Source organism: Tessaracoccus oleiagri, from assembly GCF_900103275.1.
In the GTDB taxonomy this organism is placed as follows: domain Bacteria; phylum Actinomycetota; class Actinomycetes; order Propionibacteriales; family Propionibacteriaceae; genus Arachnia; species Arachnia oleiagri.
On record NZ_FNGP01000003.1, the window covers coordinates 194046 to 210181 of the forward strand.

Genomic DNA, 16136 nt, shown 5'->3' on the forward strand with positions numbered 1-16136 from the left:
TTAATTGTGGAGTCCTGCGTCACCGGGCCTCACTAGCCCCAGTTCGTAGGCGGCCACGGCCGCCTGGGTCCTGTCGCGGACCGAGAGTTTGCGCAGGATCGCCGCGACGTGCGTCTTCACCGTTCCCTCGCCCAGATAGAGCAGAGCGGCGATCTCGGAGTTCGAGCGGCCGGTCGCCAGCTCTCGCAGCACCTGCGTCTCCCGCTCCGTCAGCCGTGCCAGCAGCGGGGATGCCCCCGTGGGGCGGCGTGCGTGCTCGCTCAGCAATCGGTCCACGAGTTGCGGGGCGACGGCGGTCTGGCCCGTGGCGGCGGAGCGAACGGCAGCCCTGATGTCGGCCGGCGGCATGCTCTTCAGGAGGTAGCCGCAGGCCCCGGCGCGGGTCGCGTCGGTGAGCAACCGATCATCGGCGAAGGTGGTGAGCACCAGCGCCCTCGTCCGGGCAAGCGCCGGATCGGCGACGATTGTGCGTACCACCTCGATCCCGTCCATTCCGGGCATGCGGATGTCCACCAGCACGAGATCCGGCCGGTGGCGGCGCGTCAGCGCGACGCCCTCGTCACCGTTCCCGGCCTCGGCGAGGACGGCGAACGTCGGGTCGAGTTCGAGGACGAGCCGCAGTCCGTGCCGTACGAGCGGTTCGTCGTCCACGAGGACGAGCCGAAGCGTGTCGGGGCCGAGGCCGTCTGGACCGGTGGTCACGCGGCCTCCACCGGAATGTGGGCCTCGAGGTGCCAGCCCTCGGCGCGCCTGCCGGAGCGCAAGGCACCCCCGAGCAGCGAGAGACGCTCCTGCAGCCCTTCGAGCCCGCGGCCCGACCCGTCGACGGGGGAGGGTCGCGCCGGGCCGTCGTCCTCCACCGAGACGACGAGCCAGCCCTGCCCGTCGCGAGTGACCGTGACCCGGGCCCGCCGGGAGCCGCTGTGCCGGACGATGTTCGTCAGGCCCTCCTGAACCACCCGGTAGACGGAGCTGGCGACGAATCCTGGAACCCCGTCGGCCACGTCGAGGCGCAGGTCGACGGCCAGACCACAACGCTCGATGTCGGCGACCAGCGCGGGGAGCGCGCCGATGCCCGGCGCCTCGTCCCCGCGCTCGCCCACCAGCCGGAGCATCCGCTCGAGGTCGGCAAGGGCTGCGCGCGCCGTCGACTCGATGCCGCCGAGCAGGTCCCTGGTGGCTGGTTCGGAGGTCCGCTCTCCCGCGCTGCCCGCCTGGAGCGTGATGAGGGTCAGGGCATGTGCCAACGAGTCGTGCAGTTCGTGGGCTATGCGCGTGCGCTCCGCCTGGACCGACTCGCGGGCGCTCCGCTCTGCCTCCACCACGGCGGCGACCTCGGCGAGGAGCCTTCGGTCCGTTGCGCGCCGCAGGAGGAACGCGGCTCCCCACGCTCCGGCGATGATCACCACATTCACCACGGCATCCCCGGGCGCGGCGGAGCCTGCGGCGATCTCGGCGGCGAGACCTCCGGCCAGCACCACGCCGGTGCCAAGGAGGCCCTGGAGCAGGGGAGCGTGCCAGCCCAGGGAGGCCAACAGGAACAGCAGCGCCAGGAAGGGGGTCGCGATGCCCAGCTGCTCGACGGACGCGAGCTGCAGTGTCAGCCCGACGGCCGCCAGCGCTGCCGCCGCCAGAGGCGCCAGACGGCGCAGGGCGAGTGCGGGCAGGGTCAGCAGGAGTGTCAGGGCCCAACCGGGCCAGATCTCGACACCGGCAGCCCCGCCGACGAGCAACAACTCCGCTTCCGCGACCATCGTGATGGCGGCCGCGACGGCGAGGTCTCGCTTCCACACTCCACGTGGTGGACCCATGGCGTCATTCTAGTGTGGCACCGTCGTGCCGGGCCTCTGCCGCAAGGCATAGGGCTTGTGGCCCCGCGGCATACGGGCCGGGCCCGCAAGGAGAGGCGCGACGCCGTCGGCCGGCGGATCGTTGTGGCATGACGTACGAACTCATGTCCCACACCACCGCTGGACCGGCCACCGGCCGTCCCCGATCCGACGTTCCCCGCGGCGCCCGCATCGCCGCGGCCTTCGCAGCGCTGTTCTTCCTCGCGAACGGGGCGGTCGCCCTGGCTGGGGACCCCGCGAGCCTCGCGGATCACACACGTGGAGCAGGGGCCGCCTCCGAGATGACCACGGGACTGGCGTTCCTGTCCGGGGCGGTGTGCCTGCAATGGTTGACGCCGGTGGCGGGCTGGCGTCGCCTCCTGTGGTCGCTCGCGCCGATTGGGCTTGCCGTCGGTGGCGTGACCATGCTCGCCGTGCCGCTGTTTGGCGCGGAACCGCCCGGCTGGCTCTTCCTCGCAACGGTTGCGTGCATACTCGTGGGGATGACCGCTGCGGCGGTGCTCGGTACGCGCCGCGTGTGGCCCTGGTGGACCGGCGTCGCAGTGGCGCTCTTCCTGCCCGCCATGTTCCTGGTGCCGCTGGCCAACGGGTTGGTGATGATGCTGGTCTGGGTCGCCGTCGCCGCCACCGTCCGCGTCGGCAGCAATGCGTAGCGGCCACACCGTGATTTGGCCCTCGGAGGACGGGCCCGTATAGTTGGCCGAGCCGAAGACCGCAGGTGGCGAAAGCCATAAGCCCGAAGGGCGCCCGCGCAGGTGACCGTGACAGCTCTCCCCCTGGGGGAGGAGCCGCCCCGCGCCACCGGCACGGGGCTTTTTTGTTGCCTGTCTTCGGCACTTCCGGGGCCGCTGGCCCCGGACTGATGAACCGGAAGGAGACCCAATGGCGAGGCCGGACAAGGCTGCCAAGGTGGCGGAGCTCGCTGACAAGTTCAGCAACTCTGCTGCTGCAGTGCTTACCGAGTACCGCGGTCTCACCGTGGCCGACCTGAAGAAACTGCGTCGGTCGCTGGGTGAGGATGCCACCTATGCCGTTGCGAAGAACACCCTGACCGCGATCGCTGCCAAGGAGGCAGGCATCGAGGGCCTCGACGAGACCCTCACCGGCCCCACGGCCATTGCCTTCATCACTGGCGACGTCGCTACGGTCACCAAGGGGCTCCGTAACTTCGCAAAGGACAATCCGTCTCTGGCCATCAAGGGTGGCGTCATGGAGGGCAAGTTCCTCGACGCCCAGGCCGTGCTCAAGCTCGCCGACCTCGAATCCCGCGAGGTCCTGCTTGCCAAGCTCGCAGGTGGCATGAAGGCCAACCTGTCCAAGGCTGCATTCGCCTTCGCCGCTCCCGCCGCCAAGCTCGCTCGCGTGCTCGGTGCCCTGGAGACCAAGGCGCAGGAGAACCCCGACGTTATCGGCGGCGCCGGCTCCAAGCCGGCCGCCGAGGCCACTGAGACCCCCGCCGCGGAAGCGGCACCCGAAGCAGCTGAAGCTGCGGAATGATCCGTTGCAGCGTCACGCTGCTGCGACTTAACTGAAAGGAACGCCGAACATGGCGAAGCTCACCAACGAAGAGCTCCTTGACGCCTTCAAGGAGATGTCCCTCATCGAACTGTCCGAGTTCGTGAAGCTGTTCGAAGAGACCTTCGACGTCACCGCCGCCGCCCCGGTCGCCGTGGCCGCTGCCGCCCCGGCCGCTGCCGGTGGCGACGACGCCGGCGAGGAAGAGGCTGGCTCCGACAAGGTCGACGTCATCCTCACCTCCGGTGGCGACAAGAAGATCGCCGTCATCAAGGAGGTGCGCGCCCTGACCTCGCTCGGTCTGAAGGACGCCAAGGACCTCGTCGAGGGCGCCCCGAAGCCGGTCCTCGAGCAGGTCGACAAGGACACCGCCGCCAAGGCGAAGGAGGCCCTCGAGGCCGCCGGCGGTTCCGTCGAGATCAAGTGATCGCTGCTCCTCGGAGCACCCCACTGACGCGTGGCCCGTCCCCTTCGGGGGGCGGGCCATTCACCTTCCGGGACACGCGCGAACGGGGCATGGCGGGGGAGCGGGATCTGGGCTACAGTGGATCGCGTAGCGACGAGGCTGCCCACAATCGGATCTGGGGTTGCTTGGGGTAGTGATTTCCCCTATAGTGTTTGTTTGCCCCTGTGTGCTTTTCGTGCCCGTAACTTGACACGGGCGCTTCCGCGTGCAGCAAACAGCCACCAAGCGTTCTTGGAAGGACCGAATCTTGGCCACCTCGCGCTCTGCGTTGAACAACACCAATGTCGTCTCGCCCAGTGGTCGTATCTCTTTCGCGAAGATCTCGGAGCCCCTCGAGCTCCCGAACCTTCTCGACCTGCAGATCGACTCGTACGACTGGCTGATCGGTAACGAGGCCTGGCGGGCATCCGTCGAGGAGCGTCTCGCCGCCGGCCGCACCGACGTCAACCCGCGCTCCGGCCTCGAGGAGATCTTCGAGGAGATCTCCCCGATCGAGGACTTCAACGAGACCATGTCGCTGTCGTTCCGCGACCACCGTTTCGAGGATCCGAAGTACACCGTCGAGGAGTGCAAGGACCGCGACGTCACCTACGCCGCCCCGCTCTTCGTCACCGCCGAGTTCGTGAACAACGACACCGGCGAGATCAAGTCCCAGACCGTCTTCATCGGCGACTTCCCGTTGATGACCGACAAGGGCACGTTCATCATCAACGGCACCGAGCGCGTCGTCGTCTCGCAGCTCGTCCGCTCGCCCGGCGTCTACTTCGAGCAGATCCCCGACAAGACCTCGGACAAGGACATCTTCTCGACGAAGGTCATCCCGTCCCGCGGTGCGTGGCTCGAGTTCGAGATCGACAAGCGCGACCTCGTGTCCGTCCGCCTCGACCGCAAGCGCAAGCAGAACGTCACCGTCCTGCTGAAGGCGCTCGGCTGGAGCGAGGACCGCATCCTCGAGGAGTTCGGCGAGTTCGAGTCGATCCGACTGACCCTCGAGAAGGACTCGGTCAAGACCCAGGACGAGGCGCTGCTCGACATCTACCGCAAGCTGCGCCCGGGCGAACCGCCGTCGCGCGACGCGGCCCAGCAGCTCCTGGAGAACTACTACTTCAACCCGAAGCGCTACGACCTGGCCAAGGTCGGTCGCTACAAGATCAACAAGAAGCTGGGCCTCGACCTGCCCTTCGACAAGCAGGTCCTGACCAACGAGGACATCGTCGCCGCGATCAAGTACATCTGCGCGCTGCACGAGCACCGCGAGGAGCTCGACGGCGTCCCGGTGGAGGCCGACGACATCGACCACTTCGGCAACCGTCGCGTCCGCACGGTGGGGGAGCTGATCCAGAACCAGCTCCGCACCGGCCTCAGCCGCATGGAACGCGTCGTCCGCGACCGCATGACCACGCAGGACATCGAGGCGATCACGCCGCAGACCCTGATCAACATCCGCCCGGTGACCGCGGCGCTGAAGGAGTTCTTCGGCACCTCGCAGCTGTCGCAGTTCATGGACCAGAACAACCCGCTCGCGGGGCTGACCCACAAGCGCCGCCTCTCGGCGTTGGGCCCCGGCGGTCTGTCCCGTGACCGCGCCGGCATGGAGGTCCGCGACGTCCACCCGTCGCACTACGGCCGCATGTGCCCCATCGAGACCCCTGAAGGCCCCAACATCGGCCTGATCGGCTCGCTCGCGTCGTTCGGCCGCGTCAACGCGTTCGGCTTCATCGAGACCCCGTACCGCAAGGTCGTCGACGGCAAGGTCACCGACCAGATCGACTACCTGACCGCCGACGAGGAGGACCGCTACGCGATCGCGCAGGCGAACGCCGCGGTCGACGTCGACGGCCGCCTCATCGAGGACCGCGTCCTCGTGCGCATCAAGCACGGTGACGTCGACACCATCCCCGCGTCGGACGTCGAGTACATGGACGTCTCGCCGCGCCAGATGGTCTCGGTCGCCACCGCGCTGATCCCGTTCCTCGAGCACGACGACGCGTCCCGTGCACTGATGGGCGCGAACATGCAGCGCCAGGCCGTCCCGCTGATCCGCAACGAGGCACCCTTCGTCGGCACCGGCGTCGAGTACCGCGCCGCGGTCGACGTGGGCGACGTGACCGTGGCCAAGAAGCCCGGTGTCGTCACGGGCGTGACCGCCGACATCCTCGACATCACCAACGACGACGGCACCTACTCCAGCTACAAGCTGGAGAAGTTCGTCCGCTCCAACGCCGGCACCTGCATCAACCAGCGCCCGCTGGTCCGCGTGGGTGACCGCGTCGAGCCCGGCACGCCCATCGCCGACGGTCCCTGCACCGACCAGGGCGAGCTCGCCCTGGGCAAGAACCTGCTCGTCGCCTTCATGCCCTGGGAGGGCCTGAACTACGAGGACGCGATCATCCTCTCGCAGCGCATCGTCCAGGACGACGTGCTGACCTCGATCCACATCGAGGAGCACGAGATCGACGCCCGCGACACCAAGCTGGGCGCCGAGGAGATCACCCGGGACATCCCGAACGTCTCCGACGAGATGCTCGCCGACCTCGACGAGCGCGGCATCGTCCGCATCGGTGCCGAGGTCTCGGCCGGCGACATCCTGGTGGGCAAGGTCACCCCCAAGGGCGAGACCGAGCTCACGCCCGAGGAGCGCCTGCTGCGCGCGATCTTCGGCGAGAAGGCCCGCGAGGTGCGCGACACGTCGCTCAAGGTGCCCCACGGCGAGCAGGGCACGGTCATCGGCGTGCGCGTGTTCGACCGCGACGACGACGACGAGCTGCCCCCGGGCGTCAACCAGCTGGTGCGCGTCCACGTCGCCCAGAAGCGCAAGATCTCCGACGGCGACAAGCTCGCCGGCCGCCACGGCAACAAGGGCGTCATCTCGAAGATCCTCCCGGTCGAGGACATGCCGTTCCTCGAGGACGGCACCCCGGTCGACATCGTCCTGAACCCGCTCGGCGTCCCGTCGCGAATGAACGTCGGCCAGGTGCTCGAGAACCACCTCGGGTGGATCGCCAAGACCGGCTGGGACGTCACCGGGGTCCAGGAGGCCTGGGCCGAGCGTCTCCGCGAGGTCGGCCTCGGCCGCGTCGAGGGCAACGCCAAGCTCGCCACCCCCGTCTTCGACGGCGCGAACGAGAACGAGATCACCGGCCTGCTGGAGAACTCGCTCGAGACCCGCGACGGCGATCGCCTCATCGACGGCACCGGCAAGGCCCGGCTGTTCGACGGCCGCTCCGGCGAGCCGTACCCCGAGCCGATCGGCGTGGGCTACATGTACATGCTCAAGCTGCACCACCTCGTCGACGACAAGATCCACGCGCGCTCGACCGGCCCGTACTCGATGATCACCCAGCAGCCGCTCGGCGGCAAGGCCCAGTTCGGCGGCCAGCGCTTCGGTGAGATGGAGGTGTGGGCGCTCGAGGCCTACGGCGCGGCATGGGCGCTCCAGGAGCTCCTGACGATCAAGTCCGACGACGTCCCCGGCCGCGTGAAGGTGTACGAGGCCATCGTCAAGGGCGAGAACATCCCCGAGCCGGGCATCCCCGAGTCCTTCAAGGTGCTCGTCAAGGAGATGAAGTCGCTCTGCCTGAACGTCGAGGTCCTCTCCGGTGACGGGAAGATCATCGACCTGCGTGACTCCGAGGAGGACATCCGTTCCGCCGAGGACTTCGGTATTGATCTGGGTCGCCGCCCCGGCAGCGACAACTTCATGGACGTTGGCGAAGTCTGATAACGCACGGGGCCCCGTCCCCGTGACCCCGCCGGTGGCCGCGCCACCGGCCGGGCTCGCTACCTGATCAACAGAACAACTCAGACGAACAACAGCCACCTACGGGCCATGTAGGGGAAAGAGAAGAACACGTGCTGGACGTCAACTTCTACGACGAACTCAGGATCGGTCTCGCCTCCGCGGACCAGATCCGGGAATGGTCGCACGGCGAGGTCAAGAAGCCGGAGACCATCAACTACCGCACGCTCAAGCCCGAGCGTGACGGCCTCTTCTGCGAGAAGATCTTCGGTCCCACCCGCGACTGGGAGTGCTTCTGCGGCAAGTACAAGCGCGTCCGCTTCAAGGGCATCATCTGCGAGCGCTGCGGCGTCGAGGTGACCCGCTCCAACGTGCGCCGCGACCGCATGGGCCACATCGAGCTGGCCGCCCCGGTGACCCACATCTGGTACTTCAAGGGCGTCCCGAGCCGTCTCGGCTACCTGCTCGACATCGCTCCGAAGGACCTCGAGAAGGTCATCTACTTCGCCGCGCACATGATCACGCGCGTCGACGAGGAGGCTCGCCACCGCGACCTCTCCAGCCTGCAGGCGAAGGTCGAGGTCGAGTCGAAGCAGGTCGCGCAGCGTCGCGACGCCGAGATCGAGGCCCGCATGACCAAGCTCGAGGAGGACCTCGCCACCCTCGAGAAGGAGGGCGCCGAGGCCGCCGCGATCCGCAAGGTCCGCGAGGCCGCCGAGAAGGAGGCCGAGGCGATCCGCAAGCGGACGCAGCGCACCCTCGACAAGATCGACGAGGTGTGGGCCCGCTTCAAGAGCCTGAAGGTCCAGGACCTCGAGGGCGACGAGACGCTCTACCGCGAGATGAAGAAGCGCTTCGGCCGCTACTTCGAGGGCTACATGGGCGCCGAGGCGATCCAGAAGCGCCTCCAGTCCTTCGACCTGAAGGCCGAGGAGCAGAACCTGCGCGAGACCATCGCCACGGCGAAGGGCCAGCGCAAGACCCGCGCCCTCAAGCGCCTCAAGGTCGTCGCCGCCTTCCTCTCCGGCCAGCACGCGCCGAGCTCGATGGTGCTCGACGCCGTCCCGGTCATCCCGCCGGATCTTCGCCCGATGGTGCAGCTCGACGGTGGCCGCTTCGCCACGTCGGACCTCAACGACCTCTACCGTCGCGTGATCAACCGCAACAACCGCCTGAAGCGACTGCTCGACCTCGGTGCCCCCGAGATCATCGTGAACAACGAGAAGCGGATGCTCCAGGAGGCCGTGGACTCGCTGTTCGACAACGGCCGTCGCGGCCGCCCGGTCACCGGTCCCGGCAACCGCCCCCTCAAGTCGATCTCCGACATGCTCAAGGGCAAGCAGGGCCGGTTCCGCCAGAACCTGCTGGGCAAGCGCGTCGACTACTCTGGCCGCTCGGTCATCGTCGTCGGCCCGCAGCTCAAGCTGCACCAGTGCGGCCTGCCGAAGGCCATGGCGCTCGAACTGTTCAAGCCGTTCGTCATGAAGCGCCTCGACGACCTGCACCACGCGCAGAACATCAAGGCCGCCAAGCGGATGGTGGAGCGCCAGCGCCCGGTCGTGTGGGATGTCCTCGAAGAGGTCATCAAGGAGCACCCGGTCATGCTCAACCGCGCACCAACGCTGCACCGCCTCGGCATCCAGGCGTTCGAACCGCAGCTCATCGAGGGCAAGGCCATCCAGCTTCACCCGCTCGTGTGCGCGGCGTTCAACGCCGACTTCGACGGTGACCAGATGGCCGTGCACCTGCCGCTCTCCGCGGAGGCGCAGGCCGAGGCCCGCATCCTGATGCTGTCGACGAACAACATCCTGAAGCCGGCCGACGGTCGGCCGGTGACGGTCCCGTCGCACGAGATGATCATCGGTGCCTACTGGCTGACGATGCTCCGCGAGGACGTCGAGGGCGCGGGCAACGCGTACTCGTCGCTGGCCGAGGCCGTCATGGCCTTCGACGCCGGGCACCTCAAGATCGGCGCGCCGATCCGTCTGCGCCTGCAGGGCATCGTGCCGCCGGCCGACATGGCTGACAAGGTGCGCGCGGACGGCTCCGTCGTCCTCGAGACGACGCTCGGCCGCGCCCTGTTCAACGAGGTGCTGCCGGACGACTTCCCGTACGTCAACGAGCACGTGGGCAAGCGCGGCATCGGCCGGATCGTCAACGACCTCGCCGAGCGCTACTCCACCGCGGTCGCGGTGAAGACCCTCGACGGGCTCAAGGACCTCGGCTTCTACTGGGGCACCCGTTCCGGCGTCACCGTGTCCATCCAGGACGTCCAGACGCCGCCGCAGAAGGCCGAGATCCTCGCCGGGTACGAGAACCGCGCCACGAAGATCGACAAGCTCTACGACCGCGGCACCGTGACCGAGGACGAGCGCCGCCAGGAGCTCATCGCGATCTGGACCGACGCGACCGCCGAGCTCACCGAGGCCATGCGCAAGAACTTCACGCGCACCAACCCCATCTTCATGATGGTGGACTCCGGTGCGCGAGGAAACATGACGCAGATGCGCCAGATCGCCGCCATGCGTGGCCTGGTGGCCAACCCGCGCGGTGACATCATCGCCCGACCCATCAAGTCGAACTTCCGCGAGGGCCTCTCCGTGCTCGAGTACTTCATCTCGACGCACGGTGGCCGCAAGGGCCAGGCCGACACCGCCCTCCGTACGGCGGACTCGGGCTACCTGACCCGTCGTCTCGTGGACGTGTCCCAGGACGTCATCATCCGCGAGGAGGACTGCGGCACCGAGCGCGGCCTGACGAAGACGATCGCCGTCTGGTCGAAGCCGGGCGTGGACGAGGACGGCAAGGCCGTGCAGGTCGCGGCCGAGCCGTTCGCCGAGGGCGCCACCGTCGAGACGGTCGGCGACGTCGAGACCGCCGTCTACGCACGTTCGCTGGCGGTCGACGCGGTGGACCGGGACGGCAACGTCCTCGTCGCCGCCGGCACCGACCTGGGCGACGTGGAGATCAAGGCGCTCGTCGAGGCCGGCGTGACCGAGGTCAAGGTCCGGTCGGTCCTCACCTGTGAGGCCGCCACCGGCACCTGCGCCATGTGCTACGGCCGCTCCCTCGCCTCCGGCAAGACCGTGGACGTCGGTGAGGCCGTCGGCATCGTCGCGGCCCAGTCCATCGGCGAGCCTGGCACCCAGCTCACGATGCGTACGTTCCACACCGGTGGTGTGGCGGGCGACGACATCACGCAGGGTCTGCCCCGCGTCCAGGAGCTGTTCGAGGCCCGCCAGCCCAAGGGCAAGGCCCCGATCGCCGAGGCCGACGGCGTCGTGCGCATCGAGGACGGCGACCGCACCCGCAAGATCGTCATCGTCCGCGATGACGGCGGCGAGGACCTCGAGTACCCGATCGCGCGCCGCACGCGCCTCGAGTTCGAGGACCACAACGGCGTCCGGACCCGCATCGCCGACGGCGTGCACGTCTCCATCGGCCAGCAGCTCACGTCGGGCCAGGTCGACCCGCACGACGTGCTGCGCATCCGCGGCCTCCGCAAGGTGCAGGAGCACCTCGTCGAGGAAGTGCAGCGGGTGTACCGCACCCAGGGCGCGCCGATCCACGACAAGCACATCGAGATCATCATCCGCCAGATGCTCCGTCGCGTGACGGTCATCGAGTCGGGTGACACCACGATGATGCCGGGCGAGCTCGTCGACCGTCAGAGCTACGAGGCGCACAACCGCAAGGCCGTCACCGAGGGTGGCCGCCCGGCGGAGGGTCGCCCCGTGCTCATGGGCATCACGAAGGCCTCGCTGGCCACCGAGTCCTGGCTGTCGGCCGCCTCCTTCCAGGAGACGACCAAGGTCCTCACGGACGCGGCGATCCAGGGCAAGAGCGACTCGCTGCTCGGACTGAAGGAGAACGTGATCCTCGGCAAGCTGATCCCGGCCGGCACCGGCCTGGACCGCTACCGCAACATCCGTGTCGAGCCCACCGAGGAGGCCCGGGCGGCCGCGTACACCATGACGTACGACCCGTTCGACTACTCCTTCGGCGCGGACTCCTCCGGTGCGGCGGTGCCGCTGGACGACCTGGACTTCGGCGAACTGCGCTGATCCATTCGCACCCGCGAGGGGGCGTCGGCTTCGTGCCGGCGCCCCCTCTTCGTCGTCCCCGGGGGTCACAGATAACGGTTCGAACACTATTGGCGACGAGCCGTCACGGGCGTGGGCGGCGGTGGGATGATTGAGGCGGTTCGCGATACCGCGGGTCAAGGGAACAAGGAGGTTTTCATGCGCTTCAAGACACTTGTGGCGGTGGGAATGGCCGGTCTGCTGGCGCTCACCGCCTGCGGCGGGGGAGAGACGACCGACGATGCCACGGGTGCGCCCGGCAGCGGTCAGGGGACGACCTCGGAGGGTCAGGACGGCGGCGCCGGCGGCGAAGTGGGCGTCTTCACCTGGTGGGCAGAGGGCTCGGAGAAGGCTGGCCTCGAAGCGCTGCAGGCGGAGTTCGAGAAGAACTACCCCAACGACACCTTCATCAACCTCGCGGTCGCGGGCGGCGCAGGCTCGAACGCCAAGGCGAAGCTCGAGGCCGATCTCCAGAACAACAACCCGCCGGACTCGTTCCAGGGCCACGCCGGCGCCGAACTCTACGACTACATCGTCGCGGACCAACTCGAGCCGGTGAACGACGTGATCGATGGGCTGGGCGGCACCGACGTGTTCCCCGAGAACCTCCTCAACCTGCTCACCGTGGACGGCAACATCTACTCCGTCCCGTCGAACGTGCACCGGTCGAACGTCGTCTGGGTGAACCCCGCGGTCCTCGACGAGGGCGGCGTCAGCCACGACGCGCCCGCGGATCTGGATGCCTGGCTGGCCGACATGGAGACCTTGAAGGGGGCGGGCGTCGAGACGCCGCTGGCGGTGGGCACCGCGCCCTGGACCCAACTGCACCTCTTCGAGTCCGTCCTCCTCGCCGAGCTCGGCACCGACGAGTACAACGCGCTCTTCACCGACGGTGACTGGGGCGCCGACGGGGTGCGCAGCGCGATCGACAAGTACGCGCAGCTGCTCTCCTACGCCAACACCGGCGGTGCCGACGACTGGCCGCAGGCCACCGACATGGTGATCGACGGCAACGCGGCCTACAACGTGATGGGTGACTGGGCCGTCGCGCAGTTCGCCCAGCGGGACAAGCAGGAGGGGACCGACTACCTCTACTGGCCGACCCCCGGGACGGACGGCACCTTCCTGTTCCTCGCGGACTCCTTCACGCTCCCGAAGGGCGCGAAGAACCCCGAGGGGGCGAAGGATTGGCTGAACACCGTCGGCTCGGCCGAGGGCCAGTTGGCGTTCAACCTGGCCAAGGGCTCCATCCCCGCCCGCACCGACGTGGCGCCGGACGAGTTCCCGCCCTACCAGCAGTCGGCCATGGAGTCGTTCAAGAACGACGCCTTCGCCTCCTCCATCGCCCACGGCGCGGCGGTGCAGATGGCGTGGAGCGCGGACATCTCGACCGCGATCTCCAAGTTCTGGACCGACAAGGACGCAGACTCCTTCCACGAGGGTCTGAAGCAGGCAGCCGAATCCAACCGCTGACCGTTCCGGCGCTGCACCCCGGGTGGACCACACCCGGGGTGCACCGTTGGGCGGGGGACGAAAGGGGAGCGACATGTGGAAGAAGTGGCAGGGGTTCTGGCTGGTGCTGCCGTCCATCGTCCTCGTGCTGGTCTTCGTGTACGGGCTCATCGCCCAGACCTTCGCCACTTCCATGGCGCCGCTGACCCGTCGCACCTTCGCGGGCAACGAGCAGGTGGTGAGCCCCGGCGGCTTCGACAACTACGCCCAGCTCCTGGCCGATGAGCGGTACCAGCGTGCGCTGTGGAACCTTCTGGTGCTCACGATCGTGTTCGTGGGCGGCACGATGCTGTTCGGCATGCTCTGGGCGCTGCTGCTCGAGAAGGGGGTGACGGCGGAGGGCTTCTTCCGGTCCGTCTACCTGTTCCCCATGGCGGTGTCCTTCATCGCCTCGGGCACCGTGTGGAAGTGGCTCCTCTCACCGGGCATCGGTGACCACGAGGCGATCGGCCTCAACCGCTTGTTCATCATGTTCGGCCTGCCGGAGCTCCAATCCCGTTGGTGGTCCGACCCGGGGCCGTTCAACATGGCCGCGATGGCCATGCCCGCGGTGTGGCAGCTGGCCGGCTACGTGATGGCGCTCTTCCTCGCCGGCTTCCGGGGGATCTCGGAGGACCAGCGCGAGGCGGCCCGAGTCGACGGAGCCAGCGAGTGGCGCATCTACCGGCACGTGCTCTTCCCCCAGCTGTCCCCGATCGCGCTGTCGGCGCTGATCATCATCGGCCACATGTCCATGAAGACGTTCGACCTCATCTACGCGATCGCCGGGCAGAACAACTACGTCGCCGACGTGCCCGCAACGCTCATGTGGGTCCAACTGTTCTCGCAGCGGAATGCCCCGGTCGCCGCCGCGAACGCCACGATCCTGCTGCTCATCGTGGCCCTGGTGGTCATCCCGTACCTGATCTACACCAACCGCACCGAGAAGGGGGGCCGGTGATGACCACGACGACGATGGCGCCCATCCCCGTCGCGCCGCCCACCGTCCGCAAGCGACGGTCCACCCCCGCGGAGACCGGCTGGCGCACGCTGCGCATGGTCCTGCTGGTCACCTTCGCCGCGCTCATCCTGATGCCCATCTACGTGGTGTTGGTGACGAGCTTCAAGTCGCCGGCCGACTTCCGCGTGACCGAGGCGTGGAACATCCCGGATCGGCTGAGCTTCACGGGCTGGCGGGCCGCCTGGGACGCGCTGGCCCCAGCGCTCGCCCGGTCGATGGTGATGGCGACCGCGGCCGCGGTGATCTCGTCGATCCTCGGCTCCATGAACGGTTTCGTGTTCGCGAAGTGGCGGTTCCCCGGCTCGTCCGTGATCTTCACGATGTTCCTGTTCGGCATGTTCATCCCGTACCAGGCGGTCATGATCCCGCTGCAGCAGATCATGATCGCGATGAACTCGTCGGCCCTGTTCATGAGCGGCATCCCGACGCTGATCGTGGTGCACGTGATCTACGGCATCCCGATCTGCACCCTCATCTTCCGCAACTACTACGCGACCGCCGTGCCGACGGACATCATCGAGGCGGCCCGGGTGGACGGGGCGGGGATGCTCCGCACGTATTGGTCGATCGTGCTCCCGATCAGCGCCCCGGCGTTCGTCGTCACGCTGATCTGGCAGTTCACCTCCGCCTGGAACGACTTCCTGTTCGCCCTGTTCCTCACCGACCGCAACACGGGGCCGGTGACCTTCGCGCTCCAGGAGCTCGCGTCCGCGCAGAACCCCGACTACTCCCGTATGATGGCCGGCGTGCTGGTGGCGTCACTGCCGACGCTGCTCGTCTACATCTTCCTCGGCCGCTACTTCGTGCGGGGGCTGATGAGCGGGTCGGTGAAGTAGGTTCCGGCTGCATTTTGACCGGGAGGGGTCCCTCGATTACCCTTGTCGGGTGTGCTCGGTTGCTCGGGCACCCTTGTGCGTGCCCTGGCATGACCGTCTGCTCTCATTTCGTTGCGGAGAGTCACGGACGTCGTGCGGAGTTCGCACGGCAGCGCGACTGACCTGCAGGCACAGAAACGGTGACCTGAGCCGCGGGGGAGGGGCGCTGCGCGCCAGGGATGAAACATTCCGTTAAGACAACGAAAGAGATGCCGACAGGTGCCAACAATCCAGCAGCTGGTCCGCAAGGGCCGGAAAGACAAGCAGAAGTCGAGCGACGCGCCGGCCCTCAAGGGCTCGCCCCAGCGTCGCGGCGTGTGCACCCGTGTGTACACCACGACCCCCAAGAAGCCGAACTCCGCACTGCGTAAGGTCGCTCGTGTGCGTCTGAGCTCGGGCATCGAGGTCACCGCGTACATCCCCGGTGTGGGCCACAACCTCCAGGAGCACTCGATGGTGCTTGTCCGTGGTGGTCGTGTGAAGGACCTCCCCGGTGTCCGTTACAAGATCGTCCGCGGTGCCCTCGACACCCAGGGTGTCAAGGGTCGCAAGCAGGCCCGCAGCCGCTACGGCGCCAAGAAGGAGAAGTAATGCCCCGCAAAGGTCCCGCTCCGAAGCGCCCCGTCGTCAACGACCCCGTCTACGGCTCCCCGCTGGTCTCCCAGCTCGTGAGCAAGATCCTCCTCGACGGCAAGAAGTCCATCGCGCAGTCGATCGTCTACGACGCCCTCGAGGGCACCCGCGCCAAGACCGGCAACGACCCGGTCGCCACCCTCAAGCGCGCGCTGGACAACGTCAAGCCCGCCATCGAGGTCAAGTCCCGCCGCGTCGGCGGCGCCACCTACCAGGTCCCGATCGAGGTCAAGCCGGCCCGCCAGACCACGCTCGCGCTCCGCTGGCTCGTCAGCTTCTCCCGCGCCCGTCGTGAGAAGACCATGACCGAGCGGCTGATGAACGAGATCCTCGACGCCTCCAACGGCCTCGGCGCTTCCGTGAAGCGTCGCGAGGACACCCACAAGATGGCCGAAGCGAACCGCGCCTTCGCGCACTACCGCTGGTGATCCACTGCCCCCGGGCCCAACGGCCCGGGGGCGCTT

Annotated in this window: 12 protein-coding genes; 10 read left to right on the top strand and 2 right to left on the bottom strand. The window is 67.9% G+C overall.

What is annotated here, in order from left to right; all coding sequences use genetic code 11:
- Nucleotides 1–702: a response regulator gene (locus tag BLR46_RS08820; RefSeq protein WP_093251145.1), complete on the bottom strand. Its 702-nt coding sequence runs from the start codon at nt 700–702 to the stop codon at nt 1–3.
- Complete coding sequence (locus BLR46_RS08825) at nt 699–1811, bottom strand: sensor histidine kinase (RefSeq protein WP_093251147.1); 1113 nt, start codon at nt 1809–1811, stop codon at nt 699–701. The genes BLR46_RS08820 and BLR46_RS08825 overlap by 4 nt, the downstream gene beginning before the upstream one ends.
- Nucleotides 1812–1939: 128 nt before the next feature.
- Here BLR46_RS08825 and BLR46_RS08830 point away from each other — a divergent pair, with 128 nt between their 5' ends.
- The 10 genes from BLR46_RS08830 to rpsG all read left to right on the top strand — a co-directional run bounded on the left by BLR46_RS08830 (nt 1940) and on the right by rpsG (nt 16100).
- Entirely contained in the window at nt 1940–2503 is a 564-nt protein-coding gene (locus BLR46_RS08830; RefSeq protein ID WP_093251150.1) for a hypothetical protein, read from the top strand.
- Between the two features lie 229 nt (nt 2504–2732).
- Nucleotides 2733–3347, top strand: coding sequence for a 50S ribosomal protein L10 (rplJ, locus tag BLR46_RS08835; RefSeq protein WP_093251153.1), 615 nt, complete (start codon nt 2733–2735; stop codon nt 3345–3347).
- A gap of 49 nt (nt 3348–3396) precedes the next feature.
- Nucleotides 3397–3792, top strand: a complete 396-nt coding sequence (gene rplL / locus BLR46_RS08840; RefSeq protein WP_093251156.1) for a 50S ribosomal protein L7/L12 — start codon at nt 3397–3399, stop codon at nt 3790–3792.
- 286 nt (nt 3793–4078) lie between these two features.
- Complete coding sequence (rpoB, locus tag BLR46_RS08845; RefSeq protein WP_176761720.1) at nt 4079–7552, top strand: DNA-directed RNA polymerase subunit beta; 3474 nt, start codon at nt 4079–4081, stop codon at nt 7550–7552.
- Nucleotides 7553–7683: 131 nt separating this feature from the next.
- Entirely contained in the window at nt 7684–11634 is a 3951-nt protein-coding gene (locus BLR46_RS08850; protein ID WP_093251161.1) for a DNA-directed RNA polymerase subunit beta', read from the top strand.
- A 177-nt stretch (nt 11635–11811) separates the two neighbouring features.
- Entirely contained in the window at nt 11812–13125 is a 1314-nt protein-coding gene (locus BLR46_RS08855) for an ABC transporter substrate-binding protein (protein WP_093251163.1), read from the top strand.
- 73 nt (nt 13126–13198) lie between these two features.
- The gene (locus BLR46_RS08860) at nt 13199–14104 is read left to right on the top strand and encodes a carbohydrate ABC transporter permease (RefSeq protein ID WP_093251166.1); all 906 of its coding nucleotides are present in this window, start codon (nt 13199–13201) and stop codon (nt 14102–14104) included.
- Entirely contained in the window at nt 14104–15000 is an 897-nt protein-coding gene (locus BLR46_RS08865; RefSeq protein WP_093251168.1) for a carbohydrate ABC transporter permease, read from the top strand. Before BLR46_RS08860 ends, BLR46_RS08865 begins: the two co-directional genes overlap by 1 nt.
- A gap of 258 nt (nt 15001–15258) precedes the next feature.
- A complete protein-coding gene (rpsL, locus tag BLR46_RS08870) occupies nt 15259–15630 on the top strand; it encodes a 30S ribosomal protein S12 (RefSeq protein WP_093251171.1) in 372 nt (123 codons plus the stop codon).
- Nucleotides 15630–16100 (top strand): 30S ribosomal protein S7, encoded by a 471-nt coding sequence (gene rpsG, locus BLR46_RS08875; RefSeq protein WP_093251173.1) that lies wholly within the window; start codon nt 15630–15632, stop codon nt 16098–16100. The genes rpsL and rpsG overlap by 1 nt, the downstream gene beginning before the upstream one ends.
- Nucleotides 16101–16136 lie beyond the last annotated feature (36 nt).